Consider the following 24,653-nt stretch of genomic DNA (forward strand, 5'->3'; position numbering starts at 1 on the left):
CCCACAAAGTGAAGATGATGCTATGAAGCGAATTCCTAATACTTTGCGGGGACCCCGGAAAAGAAAGATAAACCCCACAAAGTGAAGAAGATGCTTCGAAGTCGATTTCGAGTACTTTGCGGGATTGAAAGGAGGATAAACGATGGATTTTGTCGGTGCTTATTCAGCGGAAAATCTCAAGTTCTTGTTGGATGGCCTGTATGTCACGCTGCTTGTCGCTTTTGTGGCGATTATTCTCAGCTTCCTGCTTGGCTGTATCCTTGGTGTGATCCGCTATACGAAGATTCCGGTATTATCGCAGTTCAGCTTCGTGTTTGTAGAATTGATCCGAAATCTGCCGCTGCTGCTCCTCATCTTCTTTATGCGCTTCGCGCTGCCGGAGGTCGGAATCAAGCTCGGGCTGATTACAGCGGCGATAGCGGCACTGACGATTTTTGAGGCGGCGATGATTTCGGAAATTGTGCGCGGCGGACTTGCCTCGGTCGACAAAGGGCAGATTGAAGCGGCGCGTTCGTCGGGACTTAACGGCGCGCAGACCTTGTGGCATGTCGTGCTCCCCCAGGGCTTGCGCCGCATGGTTCCCCCGCTGGTCAGCCAGTTTATTTCCCTGCTGAAGGATACTTCGCTGGCGGTCATTATTTCCCTGGAGGAACTGATGCACAACGCCGGAATTATTATCGGACACGGCTTTAACTATACGATTCCGACGCTGCTGCTCGTAGCGCTGATCTATTTTACAGTCAATTTCCTGCTGTCCCTGCTGTCCAAACGTCTGGAGACGAAGAATGCTTAACACTACGCCGCAGTCGTTTTTCGTAGTATTTTATAGGAATTCAGAGCGGTTTATGGTACTATAATGGCTAATACTAGCACGCGGGAGTATTGGCTAATGGGGCAGCCGCTTAACCGACATCCATATATTCAGATTCTGCTGGTCGCGGTCGTAACGGCGATTGCCGGGGAGTTCAAGATCAATCCCTACGCTGGCGACATCTTCAGAATCGGCTTAGGCAGCAGTGCATTTCTGCTGTTTTTGCTTTTGTTTCGGCATCTTCCGTTTATGCTCACCGGCGTGGTTACGGGCGTATCCGTGCTGCTGTTCCGGACAGGCCTTGATCTGGCGGGAACGGATTTTACCATACTTGAGATTGTGACCAGACACTGCTCCGCGATGGTGTATTACATAGTTTTTGCCGTGCTGATGCGTGTAATCAAAGACCGGATGGACGGTTTCCATCCGCTGGTGCTGGGGGCTGTGGCGGCGGTCATCGATCTGCTCTCCAATGAGATGGAACTGCTGACCCGGCTGGTCGTGCTGGGAACGACCTCGTTCCGCCTGAATGAATGGACGTATCTGATGGCGATTGCCATGCTGAGAACCTATTTTACTACAGGGCTGTACAGCAGCATATCCGTCAGTCAGCTTCGGCTGGTGCAGAAGGAACAGAACCGCCGGATGGAGCAGATGCTCGGTTTCGGATCGGGCCTGTACGGGGAAGTGTTCTATCTGCAAAAATCAATCGGTACGCTGGAACAGGCTACGCTGGACAGTTATGATTTGTATCGCAGTCTCAAAGACGGCGGAGAGCCGGCCCACAGCCGCCAGGTGCTCCACATCACGCAGCAGATTCATGAGGTGAAGAAGGACTCGCAGCGGATTCTGGCGGGTCTGACGAAGCTGGTGGACCGCGAAGTAACCGGCGATATGCCGCTGTCTGGCCTTCTGCGTTTTACCGTGAAGAGCAACCAGAAGTATGCCGACATGCTTGGCAAGAATATCACGATCATTCAGCAGACCACCTCCGATTATACCACCGCAAGCTACATTCCTCTGCTTACGCTGCTCAATAACCTTACAGCTAATGCCGTCGAGGCGATCAAAGATACGGGAACCATTTATCTGAACATATACGAAAAAGAAGACATGACCGTGCTCACTGTCACCGACAGCGGCGGCGGTGTGAACGACCGCGACCGCGAGCTGCTGTTCGAGCCGGGCTTCACGACCAAATTCGATGATGAGGGCGTGGCGGCGACGGGAATCGGACTCTCGCATGTGCAGGATATCGTCAGGTTATTCGAGGGCAAGATTACGGTCAGCAACGCTCCCTATGCGGGCGGGGCCATGTTCAAGATCGCCATTCCAACGAAGAATCTGCGAAAGGAGGAGTAGAGCATGCCGTTATCTTTCTGTATTGTTGACGATGACCGGAGCGCCAGAAGAATGCTGCAGCATATTATCGAGGAGAGCGGGCTTGGCGAAGTGGCGGGGACAGCCGAAGGCGGCCAGGAAGGCGTCAGGCTTATTCTGGAAGAGTCGCCCGACATTGTGCTGATGGATCTGCTCATGCCCGACCAGGACGGGATCGAGACGATCCGCTCCCTGCAGGCGCAGGGCTGCAAGTCCAAGTTCGTCATGATTTCGCAGATCGAGAATCAGGATATGGTCGGAAGGGCGTATGAAAGCGGCATCGAATTCTTCATCCGCAAGCCGATTAACCGGATTGAGGTGGAGACCGTGCTGCGCAGGGTGAACGAGCGTTATGCCATGAGCCGCTATCTGGACGAAATCAAATCAAGCTTAGAGAAGCTGGAGGGGCTTCAGTTCGGAGGGGCTCCTGCTATTCCGGCCCGGCGTAGTGTCAAGGATGCCGTTCAGCCGATACTGATGAACATGGGCATGATCGGCGAGAGCGGCAGCCGCGATATTACAGCGATCATGGAAATTCTGATGGAACGGGAGGATGCGGGAACGCTGCCCCCGCTTAAGGAGCTGTACGAGGCAGTGGCCGCCAGATACAAAGAGGGCACAAGCGACATTGCCAAGGAAACGAAGGCCATCGAGCAGCGGCTGCGGCGAGCGCTGGCGACCGGGCTGACGCATCTGGCCTCCATCGGTCTGACCGATTACAGCCATCCCAAATTCGAATACTACGCGCCGCTTTACTTCGATTTCGAAGATGTGCGAGCCAAGATGAAGGAAATTGACCAGGGCCGGGAATCCGGCAAGGCCAAAGTGAATATCCGCAAATTTTTGCAGGTCATGGCTCTGGAGCTTCAGGAAGGACTGGGGCGCTGAAATCCCCTCCCGAATTTGGGCAGGGGCTATTCCTGCTGTACAATGATGAAAGCAGGGCAACTGGAGGAGGGCAGGAGGATTATGATACGGACACTGGCGGTTACCCATCAGGGGGAAGTGCTGATGGATAAGCCACTTTTTGAAATCAACTTGGAGGATTACAAATGGATATGGGCGGATTTTTCGGAACCGACCTCGGATGAGACGATACTGCTGGATACCTATTTTCACTTTCATCCACTGGCGATTGAGGACTGCATACATGTGCTTCAGCGTCCGAAGCTCGATTATTACGAGGATGTGCAGTTTTTTGTGCTGCATGCGCTGAATGAGACGACACTGAGCGCGGAAGAGGTGGATTTGTTTGTCGGCAAATCGATCTTCGTGTCTTATCATCTTCACGAGCAGGTTGAGCTGGAAGAAGCCTGGGATCGGGTTGTAAAGGAACTCCACAGCCGGAAGGGGTGGTCCGGAGGTCCGATGCTGGCGGCTTACACTGTGATGGACAAGCTGGTGGACAACTATTTTCCAAGCCTGTATATGATTGAGGACGAGCTTGCGGAGCTGGACAGCCGGGGGGGCCGTGAATCGGTGGAGGAGCTGCTGTCCCAGGTATTCGATGTTCGCGGGCGTCTCTTGAAGCTGCGCCGGACGATTGTGCCGATGCGGGATTTGATGTACCGGATTCTCAATTCCCAGCATATCCAGAGCAACGCGGAAGAGCGTATGTATTTCGGCGACATTTACGATCACCTGCTCAAGCTGACCGATATGATCGAAGCCGACAGGGAAATGACGGCGGACCTGCGTGACAGCTACATATCGCTGAATTCCAACCGGATGAATTCGATTATGAAGACGCTGACGGTAATCACAACGATCTTCATGCCCTTGACGCTGATTGCCGGCATTTACGGTATGAATTTCGATGTAATGCCTGAACTGAACTTTGCCTACGGATACCCCCTTGTCTTGATGATTATGCTGCTGCTGGGCGTAAGCATGGTGCTGTGGTTTCGAAGACGGGGCTGGTTTAAGTAGCGGGGTGGTGGAGGACAGGATCATACATAGCCCCATAAAATTGAGGCCTTGGCTAAAGGTAACTCAGGTACTTTGCGGGGCCCCAAAACTTATCAATGTAAGAAGAAACGGCTGAGCCGTCTTTTAAGTACGAAATGGTTCTGGCGGCTGCGGCCCAAATGACGACCCCTGCCGCCAGAGCTTAAGGCGGCGCCGCTTACTTGCGGCGCCGCTTGCCGGAGGACGAACCCGAACGCCGCCGCCCCGAAGAGCCCGATTTGCGGCGCTTCGGGGCGCTCCTTTTGTTGCGCCGGCGAGGCTTGTAGGATGCGGAATCTTCTTCCGCCGCGAGCAGGCCGGTCGCTGCGCCAAGCGCACCCGCCCCTTTTCCTTTGCCTATGCTGCCCATAACGAGCTTGAACATCGGAGCCATCTGCTGAAAGCCCTGCATCACCTTCTGTACTTTGCCCACGGAACTGACGATCCCGTCGATTCCCCCCATGCGGTCGATAATGCCTTTGATCTGATCCATATTCCCCAGGTTGGCGAGCCCGCCGAGGTTTCCGAGCAGTCCTCCACCTTTTGTAGCCGCCTCCGTTACTGCCGGAGCCGCAAGAGCGGTTTCGGCTGTTTCCGCTCCCAAAGGGGAGAATGCGCCTGCTCCTCCGGGTCCCGGTACCTGCACGTAAGTATTGATGCCGGGGTAGGGAGAAGAACTGAACGGGTCAGCCAACGCGCGGCTGCTCCGATGGGAATGATTATAGTAATGCTGAGGCATTGATATCACATTCCTTTGTCGGTTATTTTTGCTATACTGTATGTCATGGGCGAACATAAGGTATGGACGGATGCCCGGGATAACAGGGATAAGAGCGGAAAAGGGCAGACGCCCAGCAGCCGGGGAAATCTTGAATAATCCTTGTCCGGCTTTGTTTTTGATGCCCTGATGCAGTAAGATAGGAATGGTGCTGATAGATGGGAGAGCGGGACTGGAAGCAGCGGATGTTAACATTTTGTGCGTATGGAGTGGACAATTGTCCGTCATTTTCGTTCTTTACAGCGTGAAATCGTTAATGCTTGAAAAAAGCGCTCTGGTGCAATATAGTAAAGGCAGTAAGCCACATTAGGGGATGATTAATTATGCAGCTGAAGAAGCTAAACGATAAAAGTATCGATCAACTGTTTGAAGCCATTTTAACTTTAAAAAATATGGAAGAATGCTATGTATTTTTTGACGACCTGTGCACGGTGAACGAGATTCAGTCGCTCTCGCAGCGCCTTGAGGTTGCGCGTATGCTGGGCAAAGGCTGCACTTATAACCAGATTGAAGCGGAGACAGGTGCGAGCACGGCGACCATCTCGCGGGTTAAACGGTGCCTTAACTATGGTAATGACGGCTATAAGCTGACGCTGGAACGCTTGGGGCGCTGACACCGATGAACCCGGGCGTGCTCATCATCAGTCACGGTTCGCGCGATACGTCCTGGGTGGCTATCGTAGATGAAGGGGTAAGTGAATTATCGCTGCGGGAAGATCTTCCCGTGGCGGTTTCTTTTTTGGAGCTGGTGGAAGGGCGTTCCATTCAGGACGGGATCGATACATTGGAAGGGCAGGGCGTTACGGATATTCTGGTCATCCCGCTGTTCGTCTCGTCGGGTAGCACCCATGTTGATGAGATAGCCTATGCGCTCGGGGCCAAGGATGAACCGGAAAAAGAGACCGATCTTGAGCGGTTTAGAGTAACAGCTCGCGTTCATTATGGCGACCCCGTCGACGACGATCCGGATATCGCGGTCATGGTCTGGGATAAGATCCGGGAGCTGTCGGTTAATCCCGCCAGAGAGACGATACTGCTGGTCGGCCACGGAAGCGTGCATGCCGGCTTCCGCCAGCGCTGGGAACGGGGAATGTCTTCGCTGGCGGAATGCGTCCGCAAGGTCAGCGGCATTGCGGCGGCGGATTATGCGCTGCTGAGTCCGGACAGTGTAGGCGATAAGGTACGGTACTGGCGTGAACAGGGGCATGAGGTGCTGGTCGCGCCGATTTTTTTAAGTGAAGGCTACTTTACCAAGAATGTCATTCCGGGGAGGCTCCAAGGATTAATCTATAAATATACCGGAAAAACGCTGCTGCCACACCCGCTGCTGCCGCACTTTATCGCGGCTCAAGTGGAGGAGATGCTGAAAAGGCTGCGCGGAGGAGAAAGTGAAACGGGCCGGTAAACCGTACCTGATCCGTAAATCGTGCTGCTGGTATAACCGCAATCCTCATGTGCTTTTTCCTCTCTTGCCCACATATATTGATTGTGCCCTCCAGAATTGGGTATAATCAGTTAAGTGTTTAATAAAGAAACGGGTGAAGTTCCGGAATGAAAACTGCGAGATTAATATATAATCCAACCTCCGGGCGGGAAGAAATGAGGAGAAGGCTTGCCGATATTCTGGACCGTCTCGACCAGGGCGGCATTGAGGCTACCACTCATGCAACGACGGGAGAAGGCGATGCGACAGCGGCGGCGGCCGATGCGGTGAATCGCGGATACGATCTCATTATTGCGGCCGGCGGTGACGGTACGCTGAATGAGGTGGTTAATGGGATGGCGGAGAAGCCGAACCTTCCTCCTCTCGGGGTGCTTCCGCTGGGAACCACAAATGATTTTGCGCGCGCTATGGGTATTCCGAAGCACTGGGAAGAATCCTGTGATCTGATTATTCAGCAGCAGTCGCGTCTTATTGATCTTGGCAAAGCCAATGACCGCTATTTTATCAATATTGCCGGCGGCGGCACGCTGACCGAGCTGACATACGAAGTGCCCAGCAGGCTGAAGACTATGATGGGACAGCTCGCCTATTATTTAAAAGGAATCGAGAAAATGGCCAGCCTGTCCCCGACGGAGCTGGTGATCCGCGCAAGCGGGCAGGAGCTGATCCATGACGAGTTCATGCTGTTCCTGATTGCCAATACAAATTCCGTCGGCGGGTTCGAGAAGCTCGCCCCCGATGCGCGGATCGACGATGGGCTGTTCGATGTCATCGCCCTGAAGAAATGCAACCTCGCCGAATTAATCCGCCTGGTCACCCTGGCGCTGCGCGGCGAGCATCTGCAGGATAAGAAAGTCGTGTATTTCCGCACGAATGAAATGGAAGTGACCTCTCCCGGTCATGTTCAGTTGAACCTGGATGGAGAGCTGGGCGGCACGCTTCCGGGCCATTTCCGGATACTGCCCCAGCATTTGCGGATATTCGCGCAGAATACCTAGTTATGAAAGAAGTGAAACCAAGCGAATGAATAATAACCGCAGCGGCCGCCGTCAAGGCCGCCGGGACAGTTCGGCGGGAGTCGCCGCCGGGCTGCCTGTAAATAAAAACGATGAGGTCGTGCTCGATATTATCGGCATGACGCATGAAGGCGAAGGGGTAGGCCGGGTAGAGGGCTATACCCTTTTTGTGCAGGGGGCGCTTCCCGGAGAGAAAGTCCGGGCGAAGGTGCTCAAGACGAAGAAGCAGTACGGATACGCCAAGCTGCTGGAGCTTGTAGAGGCAAGCGCTTCCCGCATCGCGCCGCCCTGCCCGATCTATGACCAGTGCGGCGGCTGTCAGCTGCAGCATATGGACTACGCCGCTCAGCTAAAGTGGAAGCGGCAGCTTGTAGTGGACAACCTGGAGCGGATTGGGAAGTTGGATGTGATGAAGGGTGAGGCGGACGGAGAGGCGCTACGCGAACGGAAGCGGATCGGGGAGCCGGGTGAGGGCGGCGGTGAAGCGGACGCGGAAGTGCTGGCGGGAGCGCCGCAGGGAGGGAATGCCGCTCCGGGCGAGGTGTCCCGTCGCGGCGGTATCGTCGTGCGGCCCACGCTCGGCATGGACGGGCCCTGGCGCTACCGCAACAAGGCCCAGGTGCCGATCGGCGCTGCCGACGGCGGGCTGATTGGCGGCTTCTACGCGCGCGGCAGCCACCGGATCATCGACATGGAGACCTGTCTGATTCAGCATGAGCATAACGACGCTGTGGTGTCGGCGGTCAAGCGGATCGGCCGGGAGCTTGGCATCTCCGCTTATAATGAAGAAACCGGCCGCGGCCTGCTGCGGCATGTCATCGTCAAGAAGGCGTTCCGTACGGGCGAAATGATGCTGGTATTGGTGACCAACGGACGGGATATCCCGCATGTTGATGCCTGGATCGGCAGCATCCGTGAGCAGCTTCCGGATGTCGTGAGCATCTGTCAGAACGTCAACACGCAGCGGACGAACGTTATTTTTGGCGACGAGACCCGCGTGTTGTGGGGCAGAGATGTCATTTATGACTACATCGGGGATGTGCAGTTCGCTATTTCGGCGCGTTCATTCTATCAGGTGAATCCGGCACAGACCGAAGTGTTGTATGGCAAAACGGTGGAGTATGCGGGACTGACAGGCAGGGAAACTGTGATCGACGCCTATTGCGGCATTGGTACTATCTCGCTGTTCCTTGCGCAGCATGCGGATCGGGTGTATGGCGTAGAGATCGTTTCTGAAGCCATCGAGGATGCGCGGTCGAACGCTGAACTGAACGGTATGAAGAATGTGGTGTTCGAGGTTGGGGCATCCGAGGACGTCATCCCGAACTGGAAAGCGCAGGGCATCACCGCCGACGTCATCGTCGTCGATCCCCCGCGCAAAGGCTGCGATCCCCACCTGCTGGAGACGATCCTGGAAATGAAGCCGGAGCGGGTGGTGTATGTGTCCTGCAACCCGTCCACCCTGGCAAGGGATTTGCGTGTGCTGGAGGATGGTGGGTATAAGACGGTGGAGGTGCAGCCGGTTGATATGTTTCCGTGGACGGTTCATGTGGAGTGTTGCTCACTGTTGGTCAGGAAAGACTAATAGTTGAGATGTATTGGCGGATTTTTTGAAAGAGGGGGGCGCCCCCTCTTTTTTGAATATATTGGGTAAGTATGCTTCTCTCGGGGTTATGATATACTTTGCTTTTACATGCTGTAAGTGAAGAAGAAGTAACGGCATGAACAGGTTAGTTTACCATTTCGGGATAAAGATTTGTTCTGATATTCATAGAAAGGTTTTTGATATGACAGATAACTTTTGGCGTGATTTATCACGACCTTTTTTTATACTGGCGCCCATGGAAGATGTGACGGATGTTGTTTTTCGCCATGTCGTAAGTGAAGCAGCCAGACCGGATGTGTTTTTTACGGAGTTTGCGAATACAGAAAGTTATTGTCACCCGGAAGGGAACCATAGTGTGCGCGGGCGTTTGACTTTTACAGAGGATGAACAGCCCATTGTAGCTCATATCTGGGGAGATAAGCCGGAATACTTTCGTCAAATGAGCATCGGTATGGCGAAAGAAGGGTTTAAAGGCATCGACATTAATATGGGTTGTCCTGTAGCAAATGTAGCAGAGAATGGAAAGGGAAGCGGCCTGATCTGCCGTCCTGAAATCGCAGCGGATATCATCAAGGCCGCAAAAGCCGGGGGACTGCCTGTCAGCGTAAAAACAAGGCTCGGTTTTAGTGCCGTAGACGAATGGCGCGACTGGTTAACCCATATTTTGAAACAAGACATTGTTAATCTGTCCATTCATCTGCGGACAAGAGAGGAAATGAGTAAAGTAGATGCTCATTGGGAACTGATTCCGGAGATTAAGAAACTTCGTGATGAGGTGGCACCAGATACACTGCTGACCATTAACGGGGATATCCCTGACCGTCAGACCGGCTTGCAGCTCGCTGAGCAATACGGTGTGGATGGTATTATGATTGGGCGCGGTATTTTTCATAATCCATTTGCTTTTGAGAAGGAGCCGAAGGATCACAGCAGCGAGGAATTGCTTGATTTGCTGCGGCTGCATCTGGATCTCCATGATCAATATTCGGCGCTGGGGCCGCGTTCGTTCAGCCCGCTTCAACGATTCTTTAAAATATATGTCCGCGGATTTCGCGGGGCAAGTGAATTAAGAAATACCTTAATGAACACCAAGTCCACCAGTGAAGTGCGTGCGCTGCTTGATGAATTTGCGAGTAAGGAGCATGACGGGGCAGAGGAACGTGGAATATAGAAAGAGACGTAAATAATAAAAAAGAGACGTAAAAAAATGGAGGATCGGATGGATGGGGATGGGGACCAACCCGGAGCCAACAAGCCGTCCTCTGTTTTTATATGGAGGGATTACATGTCCTGGAGCAAATTGAAGCAACAACTAGAGAGCTTTCTCTGTCCTGTGTTAAATGGAAGGGTAGAATACCGCGCACCCGGTTACCGCTATTTACCTGATAAATCAGGGATTTGTTATATAACGGTAGATAAAAAGAACGTACTCAATATGAGTGATAAAACGAACTCCATCAGATGGTATCAAACGGAGCTGGAAATTAAGAATGATCCCGATATTCAGATTCCTGTTACCAATGACGACATTGAAACGGTCAGAACAAGTACCAAGGGGCCGGTGCCGGAGGATCGTCTAATCGTAATGGCCAGAAGCAGAAAAAGTTCAGAACATGCTAAAGAGCTTTTGTCCGCACAGGCTTCATTAAGTAAGTCCAATTTTATCGTGGTGGCTAATAAGTTCTTAACTACCCCTGTAGAGGAGAGCCTGGAGAGCAATGATATCCTATTGAACATTCTGGCTTTGGTGGACCGAAGGGTTGGGAAAAAGCGGATCGTAAACATGTCCGAGAAGATGATGTTGAAGCATCCGGCTGTGCAGTATTTCTATGAATTGCGGCGCAGTATGCTGTGATGGGAGATTTCATACTGGATACGATAACAAAAGGGGGTGTCCCAAAAGCCATGAAATGGCTGCTTGGGGCACCCCTCATGTTTAGAGCAGGATCGACGTGAGTGCTTGGTGTGGACGCTCCGCGAACGGACCGTTGTTCCAATCGCTGTTGTGCCCAGATTTTTTTCATTCTCCTTAACGGTGAAAATCCGGACACAAAGGCGACCGCTGCCGCTTTTCCACAATCGTTCCGTCCTCTCCGCTGCTTTAAGCGGAACAGTTTCTTAAAAACGCAAAAAAAGAAATCGCTCTTTTGGTAAAATGGAGGTACCACCCAACCATTTCAAAAGGAGCGATCTCTTTGTACATTCAATATACCATGGACCAACTTTGCTTGCCAATGGATCTGGAAGAAGACATTCCAGAACATCACCTCGTTCGTGTCGTTAACGCAGCCGTGAATCGGCTCGACGACGCCATCTTTGACGCTGCCTATCCCGGCGGTGGCCGCGACAGCTACCACCCTAAAATGCTTACCAAAGTCATTATCTATGCCTACGCCCAGCGAATCTATTCGTCTCGTCAAATCGCCAAAGCCGTGCGGGAGAACATTCCCTTCATGTGGCTGGCCGGACGGCAGCGACCAGACTTCCGCACCCTTAATCGCTTCCGTTCCCAGCGAATAAAGAACGTCCTCGAAAAGGTATTTGCCGCCGTGCTTCAGTTTCTGGCTGACGAAAAATACGTTTCTCTGGAGCATTACTTTGTGGACGGAACCAAAATCGAGGCGAACGCCAATCGCTACACTTTTGTATGGGGCAAAGCTGTCAGCAAACACAAGGCCAAACTGCAAGAGAACGTACATGCCCTGTTCGCTGACATCGAAGCGGCAGAGAACCAAGAAGAACGCGAATACCAGGGAAGAGACCTTGCTGAACTCGGCGAGTCTTCCGAGATGAGCAGCGAGAAACTAGAACAAGTAGCGCAGAAACTTGAAGCCCAGCTATTGGAGAAACCCAAAGACAAGCCTCTGAAAAAAGCCGTTCGGAAGCTTCGCAAGGATTTGCTGCCAAGGCTGCTGAAGTACGAACGGTACCAAACACTACTTGGCGACCGGAATAGCTTCAGTAAGACAGATCCGGATGCAACTTTCATGCGGATGAAGGAAGACCACATGCGGAATGGTCAACTCAAACCCGGCTACAATGTACAGATTGGGACCGAAAATCAGTTTATTTTGGCCTACAGTCTCCACCAAAGACCGACAGACACTCGCTGCTTACAGCCGCATATGGAAAAGGCATGGCAGATGCTTGGGAAATTCCCACAGACGGTCATTGCAGATGCAGGCTACGGCAGTGAAGAAAACTACGCCTACCTGGAAAAGGAAGAGATTCAAGCTGTGGTGAAATACGGCAGCTACCATAAAGAGAAAAGTAAAGCCTGGAAAGAGAATGTCGGAAAGATTGAGAACTGGACGTACGACGAAGCCGAGGATAGGTGGACGTGCCCCGCCGGACAAACGCTGCATTTCCGCAGAGAAAGCAAGGAAAGCTTAGAGAGCGGTTATGAAATCCGCAAACGTCATTACCGAAGCCAAAACTGCGACGGCTGCCCGCTGAAGGAACGTTGTACAAAAGCGGCAGGAAATCGGGAAATGGTCATCAGTTTGGAACGACTGCGGTATCAGAAACAGGCTCGGGAAATTCTGCGAAGTGAGGAAGGTTACGCCTTGGCCGTACGTCGAATGACGGAGCCCGAAAGTGTATTTGGACAACTGAAAAACAACCGGGGCTTCCGGCGATTTCTGCTTCGCGGCATGGAGAAAGTGACGCTTGAGGTCGGGTGGCTTTCCCTTGCCCATAATGTACTAAAACAAGCCGCAGTGGACCAAAAACGCAAAACAGCGATTCTCCAATAACCGGAGAATCGCTGTTTTGCTGACTTTTTGCGTTTTCTAGAATGAAGAAGAACTGTCTCTGACTTTGAAAATCTACTTATGGGACAGCTCCTTTCTACATAAAAACGTAATTTATCGAAATTAATTTTTATAACGTTGCGTTTCCAAAAAATATCTGATAGAATTTAAATATGAATAAAATTTAATTTTAGAAAGGCACGAATTAATATGGCAAGACTAGAGGATGTAGTTGAGTTTGTGAGTGGTTCGCCGCAGTTTAGAATAAAAGAAGCACCTGATAATACAGCGCCACTCTACACCTATTATGGACAACCCGATCTGGAAGGGGATTTGGTTGGTATTGATTCTAGTGGTAGTGATGGTAAACAAGTGCGGACCTTTGATAAGGTCAATACGCTATGTCAAGGGGACGTTGTTTTCAGTTTGATATCGGGAAAATCTACTATCGTTGGTGTGAAGCATCAGGGGTATCTATACACGCAAAACTACGTCAAGTTAGTGGCTGGTAATCAGGTTGATTCACAATATCTGGTTTTCTTGCTTAATGAAGATCAATCCATCAAGAAGCAGTTTCAAATTGGGTTGCAGGGCTCTCAGGTTCTAAAATATACGCTGAAGCAAGTAAAAGAACTTGAGTTGCCGAATTTGCCAACGATAGACAAGCAGCGGTTGATCGGTGAGCTTTATTTTAACCAATTACGGTTGGAGGCATTAAGAAATAGAGCGGCAAAATCAGAAACTACTATAGCATTGGAAAAGCTTAGGGAGGCAAGCCGTAAATGACCGAGAATCAATTTGAAACCGAATTAATTCAATACCTTACAAGTGGCGCAATTATAAAATCAGAACATCTCGAAGGGATAAGCAATTTTGTTGTCAATGAATCAAATGTGGATTACATAGTAAAAACAAAACATTGGAAATATGAACCCCATATTAAAACTACAGAACAACTCTGGGATAACTTCAAAGCTATCCTGGAACAACACAATCAGAACACGCTAGAACATCCTTTAAGTGTTGTGGAATTTAATCAAGTTAAGAAAATAATCTCGAGCATTCAGACACCTTACGAAGCGGGGCAGTTCTTGTATGGTTTAAACGGGGTTTCGCAAATCGAGATAGACTTGGACGATGGGCGTCATGTATTTCTTACTGTTTTTGATCAAAAGCAAATAGGAGCAGGAGATACCGTTTATCAAGTGGTTAATCAAATTAAGCGACCAGCAGTGATCACGGGGAAAGAAAATCGCCGTTTTGACACGACTCTTCTGATTAACGGTCTGCCGATTATTCAGATTGAAGAAAAGTGTGACACGCGTGATGTAAATGAAGCTCTCAATCAAATGAAGCAATATGCTGATGAAAATCAGTACCGTGATATTTTCTCGACCTTGCAAATTCTGGTGGCCATAACACCAAACAATGTGAAGTATATGGCAAATACGACACCAGATAAATTTAATAAGGACTTCGCGTTTAATTGGCAACGCAAGAGTGACAATACGATCGTACGCAGCTGGAAGGAATTTGCGGATTCCATGCTTTCCATTCCAATGGCGCATCAAATGGCTACCAACTATATGATTTTGGATGGAACCAAGAACAAACAAATGCTGAAAGTGATGCGTCCTTATCAAGTGTATGCGACACAAAACGTGATCGAGAGCTTGAAACGTGCTGATTTTGAATTCGGTATAAATAAGATTGGTTATATCTGGCACACAACCGGATCAGGTAAAACCATCACGAGCTTCAAGACGGCATGGCTTGCAAGTCGTATGCCTAAAGTGGATAAGGTTGTCTTTGTCGTGGACCGAATTGCCTTAACCAAGCAAACCAATGAACATTATAAAGCCTACGACCCGGATGCGACAGAAGACACACTTGGCAGCGTTCAAAACACCAATAATTCAACCGATTTGAGTCGCAAGCTTAAAAGTAAAGACAACAGCATTATTGTGACTTCCGTTCAAAAACTGGATACGTTGGTGAAACGCAAGTCTTTTCAAGCTCCAGACAAGAATATCGTGTTTATCGTGGATGAAGCACACCGTTCAACAGGTGGCGACTCTTTCGATAATATCCAGAAAGCCTTTAAGAGGTCAGCCTGGGTTGGTTATACCGGAACACCGATGTTTGATGAAACCACCACTGGGCTTCGAACTGAAGAAATTTTTGGTCCACTATTACATGCTTATACCATTCGTGAAGCGATTGCTGACCGGAATGTATTAGGCTTCAAGGTCGATTTCGAGACAACGATTGATGAGAAGCAGATGAAAGAAAAATATCTTCCTGAATTTTACCGTGAACGTTATCCAAAATGGACCGAAGAACAGATTCAAGACAAAATTAGTCATCTCTCTCAGGAAGATATGGATGATGCGGTGGAACCCAGCTTCTATGATGAAAATCGGGATCATATTAGGCTTGTCGTTGAGGATATCTTCAAAAACTGGCGTAACCGTTCTAATGAAGGCAAGTATAATGCTTTGTTTACAACTCACGTGGGCGGCGGTAAAGCAAGCACGCCAATGGCGATGATGTATTTCTATGAGTTTCAACGTGTCAATGAAGAGAATAAGAAGAACGGCGGACAGACTTTAAAAGTTGCCGTTACGTTCAGTCAAAATTCATCCAATAACGATAGCATGCTCGCCACAAATCAAGGTTTAGACGATGCCATCAAAGCTTATAATGCTGAATTTGGCACAGCTTTTGGAATGGATGATGTTTCCGGCTACACGCAAGACGTGACTTCACGCTTAAATAAATCAGCCACAGATAAGAAATTCCTCGATTTGGTGATCGTAGTGGACCAATTATTAACGGGATTTGATGCGCCTGAACTGAACACGCTTTATGTAGATCGAACCTTGAAGGGTGCAGGTTTAATTCAAGCATATTCACGAACGAACCGTATTGCAGATATGCAAGAGAAACCATGGGGACGTGTGGTTAATTACCGATGGCCAGCGCAAAACGAGAAGCTGATGAATAAAGCGCTTGCTGTTTATGCGAATAAAAACTCGGCTATCTTGTCTGTTGATGAACAACGCGAGTCTAATCAAGAAGACGGGATCATTGCCAAACCATTTGAAGAAGTGTTTAATGAAGTGAAACAAGTTGTTGGAAAATTAAGCAGCTTAACGACGGGATTTCAACAGTTACCCCCATCTGAAAAGAAGAAGGACGAGATGCTTGATTTGCTCCGTGAATATAACCGAGGAATGGCCAAATTAAAGCAATACGATCCCGAAGACGTTGATGGCGCAAAGGTCGGATTTAATTATGATAATCCGGATGAACTAATAGAGAAGTTAGGGATGACTGCAGAGCAGGAAGTCATGTTGACAACCGTCTTAACCAATGAACTAAAGTCACATATTGCAAAGGAGAAGAAAATTCCTCTATACCAAATCGAACTGCGGATGACACACGTGAAGGATGTTAAAGTAGACTATGATTATCTTACTGAACTCGTAGAACAACTATTGAACCAGGTTCACGAAGGTAAGAAGGAGGAAGCCAAAGAGACGCAGGAGAAAATCAACCAATTTGCGAATGGATTGGATGATCGCAACTATGCGACCAAGATTATGAGTGCGGCTACTGCAATTATAAAAGGTCACTTCCCGCCTGCAGGTTCTAACTTCAAGTATCCGGTGAAGCTAAGTGACAGTGAACAGATCATCCAGCAAGCGCACAATGTTAGCCTTGATCGAATGTTTCTTGACTTCCGCGTGAAGTGGGGAATCGCGGATATTATCACTAGTGCCGGGATGCGTGAGTTGTTTAGCCGCCATCGCTACGGCTTGCAGGACCTGGATGATACCGGTCAAATCCGTGACATCATCGCTCAAGCAAGCGCTGACTATACGACACTAGCTCATGATGCAGAAGTGCAGTCATTATCTAAAATTAAATATCGAAACAGTTTGCGCGACGCGATTTACGAACTAGCGGATGAATTCGCAGAAAGGTAGACTGGTCAATACGGCTATCTTAAGAATCAAATTAGATAATCGTTTCGATTTCGATAAAGATTTAAAGAACATTCAAGGAGAGCAGAAATGAGCGAAGACAAAGTTAATGTACCAAAAATAAGGTTCCCGGGGTTCAATGATGCTTGGGAACAGTGGAAGTTGGGGGAATTATACACAGAGCGGAAAGAACAAGGGAACGATTCGTTACAGATTCTTTCCGTTTCCATCCATCATGGTATTTCAAACGAAGAATTAGACAGTGATACTTTAGGGAAAAAAGTGCGCAGAAGCGAAGATAAGTCTCTATATAAACATGTTTATTTTGGTGATCTTGTTTTTAACATGATGCGTGCGTGGCAAGGGGCAATCGGAGTCGTAAAGTCAGAAGGAATGGTAAGTCCTGCATATATTACAGCTACGCCCAGTGCACAGCTTTACCCTCTGTTCATGGATTATTGTTTACGCCGAGATGAAACGATTATTCAGATGGATAATCTCTCTTATGGAGTCACCGACTTTAGAAAAAGACTTTATTGGGACTCGTTTATTAACGTTTTGTGTCGCATACCTTCTGTGCCCGAGCAGGAGAAAATTACAGCTTTCTTCACCCAACTCGACAACCTCATCGCCCTTCTTCAGCGTAAGTTAAATAACGTGAAATATTTGAAGGCCGGGTTGCTTCAAAAAATGTTTCCGAAAAATGGTGAAGATTTTCCTGAAGTTCGTTTCCCTGGATTCACTGACGCTTGGGAACAGCGTGAGCTGGGGGAAGTGGGGGATACATTCACTGGATTGTCAGGTAAAACTAAAGAAGATTTTGGACATGGTAATGCCCAATTTGTCACTTATGTCAATGTCTTTGGTAATGTGATTTCCGATCCGAATGGTGTCGAGAGTGTTGAAATTGATGACAAACAAAACCAAGTTAAGTATGGCGATGTGTTCTTTACAACTTCATCCGAAACACCAGAAGAAGTTGGAATGTCGTCTGTATGGCTTGAAAACACTGAGAATGTGTACCTTAACAGCTTCTGTTTTGGTTACAGACCGACAGTAGAATTTGACTTATATTATCTGGCATTCATGTTACGTTCACCAGAGATTCGAAAGAAATTTATGTTCCTAGCTCAAGGTGTTTCACGATATAACATATCTAAGAACAAAGTAATGGAGATGAAAGTTCCAGTACCAGAACTTAATGAACAACGTAAAGTTGGTACATTCTTTAAGGAGCTAGACAACCTCATCACCCTTCATCAGCGTGAGCTGGAACACCTGCAACAACAGAAGAAATCATTACTACAACAAATGTTTGTCTAAGGGAGGACAATAACAACATGAGTAATAATCTACAGACCATTACAACAAAACTGTGGGCAATGGCAAACGAGCTTCGAGGAAATATGGACGCCTCAGAATATAAGAACTACATTCTAGCCTTTATGTTTTATCGTTATCTGTCTGAACATCAAGAAAGATATTTAGTCGAAAATAATGTTCTTGATATTGCCGAAGGCGAGTCGATCAATAAAGCCTATTTAGAACAAGCGAAGGGTGACGATTTGAATGACTACCTGGAGGATATTTCTGCAAGCTTAGGCTATGCCATTGCACCGCTTGATACATGGGCATCTTTAGTTGAAAAAATCGATAACAGTATGGTCATTCCAAGTGATTATCAAACGATTTTTGACAACTTCAATAAGAACGCTGAATTAAACAAAGAAGCTGTGAAGGATTTTCGTGGCGTGTTTAACGACATCAATCTTGGAGACTCTCGGCTTGGTTCCTCTACAAATGAACGTGCGAAATCACTTAACCGGATTGTAAAGCTTGTTGATGGTATTAATTATAAAGGTGAAGATGGCAAAGATATTCTTGGCGCGATCTATGAATATCTAATCGGTCAGTTTGCAGCAAGCGCAGGTAAGAAAGGTGGAGAGTTCTACACGCCGCATGAAGTTTCTATCATTTTGGCTAAAATCGTAACGGACGGTGTAGCAGAATCGGATAAGACTTTTGCGGTGTATGACCCGACTTGTGGATCTGGATCATTGCTGTTAACCGTTCAAGGGGAGTTGCCTAATGGTGATAAACCAGGGGCGATTAAATTCTTTGGTCAAGAAAAGAATACGACAACATACAACTTGGCTCGTATGAACCTGATGATGCATGGTGTTTCATTTAACAACATGACGCTGTCTAATGCTGACACGCTTGAAAGCGATTGGCCTGATGGACCGGATGCAAAAGGAATTGACCACCCGCGCTCTTTTGACGCCGTGGTTGCGAATCCTCCTTATTCTGCTCATTGGGACAACAGCGAAACGAAACTGAAAGATCCACGTTTTAGCGAATACGGTAAACTAGCTCCTAGAACCAAGGCAGATTACGCATTCATTTTACACAGCTTGTATCATCTGAATGATACGGGGACCATGGCGATAGTATTACCGCACGGTGTCTTGTTCCGTGGTGCAGCAGAAGGTGCGATTCGCCAAACCATCATTGAGAAAAACTACCTTGATACCGTTATAGGTTTGCCTGCCAACTTGTTTTATGGTGTAAGCATCCCGACTACGATTCTAGTATTCAAAAAAAATCGTAAAACAAAAGACATCTTGTTTATCGATGCCAGCAAAGAATTTGAAAAAGGCAAGAATCAAAATAAACTTACGGATAACAACATCAGCAAAATTATTGAAACGTACCGAAATCGTGTGGATGTTGATAAATACGCTCATGTGGCATCCCTTGAAGAAATCAAAGAAAACGAGTTTAACTTAAATATCCCTCGTTACGTGAATACATCTGAAGAAGAAGAAACCATTGACCTGGATGAAGTGATTAAGCTATTAGAGCAGGACAAACAAGAAATCGCTGATCTTGAGGCTAAGATCAATGAACAGTTGAGAATCTTGGGGATCATTGTGTAGAAATTGATAGAAAGAGTCGAAGATATTATTTCTTGACTCTTTTTTCCAGGCTCCGCTGGAACACGAAACGGAAACCGGGGCTGTAAACCTGGCTCACAAGAATAAGGCTGTGCCGAAGGATCATGAAACGATCCTTTGGCACAGCCTTATTTGCGTGCTTCAGCCCTGCACGAGCACAGGCGCGATACTCTCGCGGAACACGTCGATGGGGTTCCGCTTGTGGCGCTGCTGGTCCTGGGTGATGACAACCACGACGTCCAGCTCAGGAAGACAATAAACGAATTGTCCGCCATAGCCGCGGGCATAGAAATACTCCACGGCGTTCGAAGCTGCATCCGGCACTGCGACGCCCGGCACGGCGTCCGGGAAGCGGTCAGTCCACCAATGCCAGCCGTAGCTACCGCGGCGGGGCGGCCCGGTGCCGACGGCAGGGCTGACAGACCGTCGCACCAGGCTGCGTGAGATCAGCTGCCGTCCCTCCCACATGCCCTGCTGCAGGTACAGCTGGCCGAATCTCCACAGATCGATGGGCCGCAGCTTCATGCCGAAGCCTCCGGTATGGACGCCTTGCGGGTCTTGCTCCCATTCATATTCCTCGATGCCGAGCGGGCGCAGCAGATGCTGTTCGGTGAACTGCGCGGTGCTCATGCCGGAGCACATGACGAGAATCGCTGACAGCAGCTGGGAATTACCGGAGTTATACACCATGCGTGTACCGGGAGTGTTCTCCAGCTGCTGCTCCAGCACATACTGAACCCAATGGGGAGAGCGGGTCATTTTGGGAAAAGAGTTGCGCCCGCCGAACTCATCCCAGTCCCAGCCTGCGGTCATCGTCAGCAGGTGCTCCAGCGTAATCTCCGCTTTGCGGGGATCGTGGTCCCGGGTGAGCTGAGGGAAGAAATCGCTCAGCTTCGTATGTGCAGGCGGGACGATTCCCTGATCCATCGCGATACAGATGGAAGCGGACAGGAGGCTCTTGGTGCAGGAATTGATGCGGGCCAGTTCCCCGCGTGTGCGGTCATCCCGGTAATGCTCATGTTGCAGATGGCGGCTTTGGCTGATCAGGCAGCTGCGCAGATCGAGCGGGGCGATGGCGGCAGACAGCCCGGATATATTTATCATAACGGCCTCCTTGTTGGATACTGGTGAATTACGAGGATAACTCCTCGCCCTCCGAAATCACTCCATATCGCTCCAAAGCCTTCGTCGAGGCTTCCAGCATACGTCTTTTTAAATAATCGCCTTCAACTACCCGTACCCGTTTGCCCAGGAAACGGATTTTGGAGAGCAGATACTCGAAGTCATCCCCCAGCAAGCAGACTCTGACTGTGTAAGTATCATTATCAGAATCATACTCCACATCTTTTTCGAAGCTGGAGAAGGCGTATAGAATCCGGGACAGCTCTTCGTTATAATCGCGGACGATTTCAATAACCGCTTCGGATTTTCGAGAATCCAGCATCCTTCCAATCTTTCGGAAAATGCCGTCGGCCATCGATGGCTCAATAGGCTCCGCCGTGACGGAGTGGATGTTCTTCAGTCTGGTGGTCATGAAGGTACGATGCCGAAGATGATACCAGAGCAGGTACCATTCTCTTTTGACCATGGAATATTCCAGTTTGTAAGGAACGCCCGGTTGATCGCTGTTCACGCGCCCGCTCTTAATTGCGTAGGTTAAACGAACCCCGGTCTTATTTAAAATGTGCCGGCGCAGCGTTCGCAGGAGCGGGTGATAGACCTGTTTCTCCATGCTGCGGGCTTTTTCAATCAGGTGGCTGGAGGTATCCATCAAAGGGTCGGGTTCGAGAATCGTACGCAGTTTGTTCAAGGTGTCCAAGGTGAAAGCCTCGGCCGCGGCCGGATGCTCCAGCATAGTCTTCAGCCATGCCCGCTCGTGTGAGGTGACCATGAACGTTCCGGAATCCTCCAGGCGGGAGATGATCTGGTGATTAAAGATTTTCTCAAACAGATTCATAGTAAGACTGGATCTCCTTCCATTCGGCTATCATTTCCCGGCGGAATCGAATGGGCTCAAGAACCTCGCAGCTGGACCCGAAACTTCGCAGCCACGGTTTGATCTCGGTCGTCCCGTTTACCGTAATTTCATAAATAAAAGAATACTCGTCCTCAAACACAATCTGGCCCCACTGTCCCTGCAGCAGAACTCTTTCTTTTACGAAGTTGGGCTCGGAATCTCCCGGATTGTAAAATCTCACCCGCACCGTCACCGGCTTGCCCGTATCGATCAGCCAGCTGTACCGCAGCTTTTCTTCCAGCTCACTCTTCTTCTCCTCAAACCAGGCTTCAGGCACCGATTCATCTTCCTCGATTTGCGTGATTCCTTCCATCCGGTATTTCCGGATTCCCTCTCTTCCATGGGAAAGTAAATACCACCGTCCATACTGATGATCGTAGACGATTTTTAGCGGAAGCGTCTTTTCCGCCTTGGCCTTCGTTTCCCTTTCAAATAAGGGGTTGGTGTTTTTGGAGGCATAGCTTTTTTCGGACTTTGGCGAGAAATAGAGAAACCGGACTCTGCGGCAGTGACGGATGGCATGAAGTAGTGTGAATAGATGCGCCTCATCCAAAATCCGGGAGTAATAGTGATACTTATATAAAAATGGCTCGGTCGCGTGCTGCTCAAATTCACCCCTCAGAAGGTGTTTCTTCAGTCCGTCCCGCAGCAGATAGCCTTGAACGGAAGGCACCTGCGTGTTCGCCATCACATCCACAAAATCATACAGATCGATAAGCTCCTCATCCGACAAGCTCCGGACCAGGTCATCTTGAATGCGATACCGGTAGGGGCGTGGTCCCGGCTCCTTAAGGATGACGCCAACCTCTTCCAGGTATTTCAGGTCCGACCGAATCGTCTTCTCGTCAGGCAGCGGAAGGCCTGGTGGCAGACTGTCGCAGCACATATCCAGCAGCTCCATGGCAGACATCGTCTGTTCATTCATCGCGCCTAACAGCAGCGAGATTCTCTGGCTTTCGGATTCTTTGACCGATTTGGCCCGAAACAGAAACAGCAGCAGAGGATCGGTGGAGTCGTAATAGCTGAAGCGAATCGTCTCGGATAATTCGGCGCTCTGTTCCTGCGGTAAATGCTGGTGCATGGAACTTATCACGTCCTTGAGCCGCCGGATCGTTTTATCAAAGGTATGTACGGAAATGCCCAGTCGTTCTGCGAACTGCTGTCTGCTGAATGCGCCGCTTGTCAGCACAAGCATACGAAGGAATTGGATCTCTTTATCAAAGCTCTCTTTAGCCAAAATAATCCCCCGTTCAAATGAGACCTCTACATTCATTGTATCAGGGGGGGGATTTGGGTCAAATGGAAAAGTTTATACCGGGTCGTAATACTTTTACCATGTTCGTTCTGACTGAAATGAGCGATTATAGAACCTGTATTCATCATAAATCGGTTCTTATTCGGACGGTCGTAACGAGGCCGGGATATCGGTTTATCCCGCAGTGCCGTGCCTGCTAGGTTACGGTATCCTGTACGATCGGATCGGTAAGAAACCACTATTTGGGGTTCGATTCCCCAATCGCCTAGTGAGCGATTCTGGTAGAGCACTCGACTTTCAATCGAGCGAAAATTTGAACAAAGGACCAAAGGATAGAATCCCTGGCGGCTAGTTTGAGCGCACTGCAGTAAGGCCTTGTAATCCGTGGATACCGGTGGAGCGAAACTCCGGGAGGCTTTTTAGGATGGAAGAGGAAGAAGGATGGCTGAAGCAGGGTCACCCTCCTGATTCAAATGTCCTTAAAAATCCCTGGCAGATCGCTTATCTAAAACGAGATTCCGCCGGAACCGCAGGGGATTCTAAATCCAATGGTCGAACCATTAAGGGGGTAACGAATATGTTTAAAAAAGTAACGATTCAAGCTGACCAGCGTGGTTTGCTCTTTCATAAAGGAAGTTATGTAAAAAAGCTGATTCCGGGGACCTATCACTATTTATTGTGGTCACAACCCACAGTTGTGGTGTTGAATATCGCGAAACCGTTCGTTGTAGAGGGTAAAGATTTGCAGTTGTTCCTTCAGGATGAAGACCTCTTGCGAGAGCTCGATATCGTACGAGTGCAAGACCACGAATACGTCCTGCATTACGAGGCCGGGCAATTCGTACAACTGCTTAAGCCTGGTGTCTACGCCTTTTGGAACATACTTAAAAAACATTCCTTTTTGCATACGGATATCAGACAACCTGAACTGCCTGTCGAGATAGACCGTTCGATTATACCGAAGCTCACAGCCAATACGCACTCCTATGAAATCGCGAGTTATGAATCCGGATTTTTGTTTTATGATCACGTTTTACAACGAGAGCTTTCTCCTGGCAAGTACTTCTTCTGGAGAGGTCCCGTTTCGGTTATGGTAAAGACGATTGATTTAAGACAACAACAAATGGATCTCATCGGCCAAGAAATCATGACGGAAGACAAAGTTTCGCTGCGGTTGAACTTCGTTTGCCAATTCAAGATCGTAAAGCCAGTACGTGCTCTGGAAATGAAATCGTTCGACGAGCAAATTCATATCCAGCTTCAGCTGATGCTTCGGGAATATATCGGAACTCTTAAATTGGACGATCTTTTAAAACGGAAAGAGGACGTTGCGTCGTTCATACTGTCCCGTTTACGTGAGAAGAGTGAAGAGTTCGGAGTGCAATTCCTTAGTGCGGGGGTGAAGGATGTTATTTTACCGGGTGAAATGAAAGATATCCTAAACACCGTCCTGCTGGCGGAGAAGAAGGCCCAGGCGAATCTAATCACCCGCCGGGAAGAAACGGCATCGACCCGAAGTTTGCTTAATACCGCGAAGCTGATGGACGAGAATCAGACGTTATTCCGGCTGAAAGAGCTGGAATTCCTCGAGAAAATATGCGAGAAAATCGGGTCCATCTCTTTAACGGGCGGCGGAGACCTGTTGGAACGGTTGAGCTCTTTGCTTGGTGAGAAGAAGGCAGCAAGCAAATAATAAGCATT

20 protein-coding genes are annotated in these 24,653 nt (G+C 49.0%); 16 read left to right on the forward strand and 4 right to left on the reverse strand.

Annotated features, from left to right (window positions below; genetic code table 11):
• Nucleotides 1-142 precede the first annotated feature (142 nt).
• The 4 genes from KP014_RS06920 (at nucleotide 143) to corA (ending at nucleotide 4,120) form a co-directional block, all read left to right on the forward strand.
• Nucleotides 143-793 (forward strand): amino acid ABC transporter permease, encoded by a 651-nt coding sequence (locus tag KP014_RS06920; protein ID WP_036592097.1) that lies wholly within the window; start codon nucleotides 143-145, stop codon nucleotides 791-793.
• Nucleotides 794-856: 63 nt separating this feature from the next.
• Nucleotides 857-2,173, forward strand: a complete 1,317-nt coding sequence (locus tag KP014_RS06925; protein ID WP_246590655.1) for an ATP-binding protein — start codon at nucleotides 857-859, stop codon at nucleotides 2,171-2,173.
• A 3-nt stretch (nucleotides 2,174-2,176) separates the two neighbouring features.
• Entirely contained in the window at nucleotides 2,177-3,079 is a 903-nt protein-coding gene (locus KP014_RS06930) for a response regulator (RefSeq protein ID WP_036600755.1), read from the forward strand.
• Nucleotides 3,080-3,160: 81 nt separating this feature from the next.
• Nucleotides 3,161-4,120: a magnesium/cobalt transporter CorA gene (gene corA, locus KP014_RS06935; protein WP_036600753.1), complete on the forward strand. Its 960-nt coding sequence runs from the start codon at nucleotides 3,161-3,163 to the stop codon at nucleotides 4,118-4,120.
• A gap of 196 nt (nucleotides 4,121-4,316) precedes the next feature.
• Here the strand turns inward: corA and KP014_RS06940 are convergent, their stop codons facing one another.
• A complete protein-coding gene (locus tag KP014_RS06940; protein ID WP_036598290.1) occupies nucleotides 4,317-4,877 on the reverse strand; it encodes a hypothetical protein in 561 nt (186 codons plus the stop codon).
• Nucleotides 4,878-5,239: 362 nt separating this feature from the next.
• Between KP014_RS06940 and KP014_RS06945 the strand changes: the two genes are divergently transcribed.
• The 11 genes from KP014_RS06945 to KP014_RS06995 all read left to right on the forward strand — a co-directional run bounded on the left by KP014_RS06945 (nucleotide 5,240) and on the right by KP014_RS06995 (nucleotide 19,662).
• Nucleotides 5,240-5,530, forward strand: coding sequence for a YerC/YecD family TrpR-related protein (locus KP014_RS06945; RefSeq protein WP_025333183.1), 291 nt, complete (start codon nucleotides 5,240-5,242; stop codon nucleotides 5,528-5,530).
• Nucleotides 5,531-5,535: 5 nt separating this feature from the next.
• Complete coding sequence (locus KP014_RS06950) at nucleotides 5,536-6,321, forward strand: sirohydrochlorin chelatase (protein WP_090834404.1); 786 nt, start codon at nucleotides 5,536-5,538, stop codon at nucleotides 6,319-6,321.
• A 146-nt stretch (nucleotides 6,322-6,467) separates the two neighbouring features.
• Entirely contained in the window at nucleotides 6,468-7,358 is an 891-nt protein-coding gene (locus tag KP014_RS06955; protein WP_036603791.1) for a diacylglycerol kinase, read from the forward strand.
• A 25-nt stretch (nucleotides 7,359-7,383) separates the two neighbouring features.
• Entirely contained in the window at nucleotides 7,384-8,961 is a 1,578-nt protein-coding gene (gene rlmD, locus KP014_RS06960; RefSeq protein WP_090834403.1) for a 23S rRNA (uracil(1939)-C(5))-methyltransferase RlmD, read from the forward strand.
• A 202-nt stretch (nucleotides 8,962-9,163) separates the two neighbouring features.
• Nucleotides 9,164-10,153: a tRNA dihydrouridine synthase gene (locus tag KP014_RS06965; protein WP_036587418.1), complete on the forward strand. Its 990-nt coding sequence runs from the start codon at nucleotides 9,164-9,166 to the stop codon at nucleotides 10,151-10,153.
• 114 nt (nucleotides 10,154-10,267) lie between these two features.
• Nucleotides 10,268-10,837 (forward strand): SF0329 family protein, encoded by a 570-nt coding sequence (locus KP014_RS06970; protein WP_036587421.1) that lies wholly within the window; start codon nucleotides 10,268-10,270, stop codon nucleotides 10,835-10,837.
• 340 nt (nucleotides 10,838-11,177) lie between these two features.
• Nucleotides 11,178-12,737 (forward strand): IS1182 family transposase, encoded by a 1,560-nt coding sequence (locus KP014_RS06975; protein ID WP_036587404.1) that lies wholly within the window; start codon nucleotides 11,178-11,180, stop codon nucleotides 12,735-12,737.
• A gap of 207 nt (nucleotides 12,738-12,944) precedes the next feature.
• Nucleotides 12,945-13,520, forward strand: a complete 576-nt coding sequence (locus KP014_RS06980) for a restriction endonuclease subunit S domain-containing protein (protein WP_036587406.1) — start codon at nucleotides 12,945-12,947, stop codon at nucleotides 13,518-13,520.
• Nucleotides 13,517-16,726, forward strand: a complete 3,210-nt coding sequence (locus tag KP014_RS06985; RefSeq protein ID WP_036587408.1) for a type I restriction endonuclease subunit R — start codon at nucleotides 13,517-13,519, stop codon at nucleotides 16,724-16,726. Before KP014_RS06980 ends, KP014_RS06985 begins: the two co-directional genes overlap by 4 nt.
• A gap of 87 nt (nucleotides 16,727-16,813) precedes the next feature.
• Nucleotides 16,814-18,046 (forward strand): restriction endonuclease subunit S, encoded by a 1,233-nt coding sequence (locus tag KP014_RS28650; RefSeq protein ID WP_036587411.1) that lies wholly within the window; start codon nucleotides 16,814-16,816, stop codon nucleotides 18,044-18,046.
• A 17-nt stretch (nucleotides 18,047-18,063) separates the two neighbouring features.
• Nucleotides 18,064-19,662 (forward strand): type I restriction-modification system subunit M, encoded by a 1,599-nt coding sequence (locus tag KP014_RS06995; RefSeq protein ID WP_036587412.1) that lies wholly within the window; start codon nucleotides 18,064-18,066, stop codon nucleotides 19,660-19,662.
• 159 nt (nucleotides 19,663-19,821) lie between these two features.
• Here KP014_RS06995 and KP014_RS07000 read toward each other — a convergent pair whose 3' ends face one another.
• The 3 genes from KP014_RS07000 to KP014_RS07010 are packed head-to-tail and all read right to left on the reverse strand — an operon-like array spanning nucleotide 19,822 to nucleotide 22,934.
• Nucleotides 19,822-20,784, reverse strand: a complete 963-nt coding sequence (locus KP014_RS07000; protein WP_090834402.1) for a serine hydrolase domain-containing protein — start codon at nucleotides 20,782-20,784, stop codon at nucleotides 19,822-19,824.
• Between the two features lie 28 nt (nucleotides 20,785-20,812).
• Nucleotides 20,813-21,637, reverse strand: a complete 825-nt coding sequence (locus KP014_RS07005; protein WP_036590904.1) for a WYL domain-containing protein — start codon at nucleotides 21,635-21,637, stop codon at nucleotides 20,813-20,815.
• Complete coding sequence (locus KP014_RS07010) at nucleotides 21,624-22,934, reverse strand: helix-turn-helix transcriptional regulator (RefSeq protein WP_036590903.1); 1,311 nt, start codon at nucleotides 22,932-22,934, stop codon at nucleotides 21,624-21,626. The genes KP014_RS07005 and KP014_RS07010 overlap by 14 nt, the downstream gene beginning before the upstream one ends.
• 595 nt (nucleotides 22,935-23,529) lie before the next feature.
• Here KP014_RS07010 and KP014_RS07015 point away from each other — a divergent pair.
• Entirely contained in the window at nucleotides 23,530-24,645 is a 1,116-nt protein-coding gene (locus tag KP014_RS07015; RefSeq protein WP_036590919.1) for a slipin family protein, read from the forward strand.
• Nucleotides 24,646-24,653 lie beyond the last annotated feature (8 nt).

This window comes from Paenibacillus sophorae, from assembly GCF_018966525.1.
Lineage (GTDB): Bacteria > Bacillota > Bacilli > Paenibacillales > Paenibacillaceae > Paenibacillus_AQ > Paenibacillus_AQ sophorae.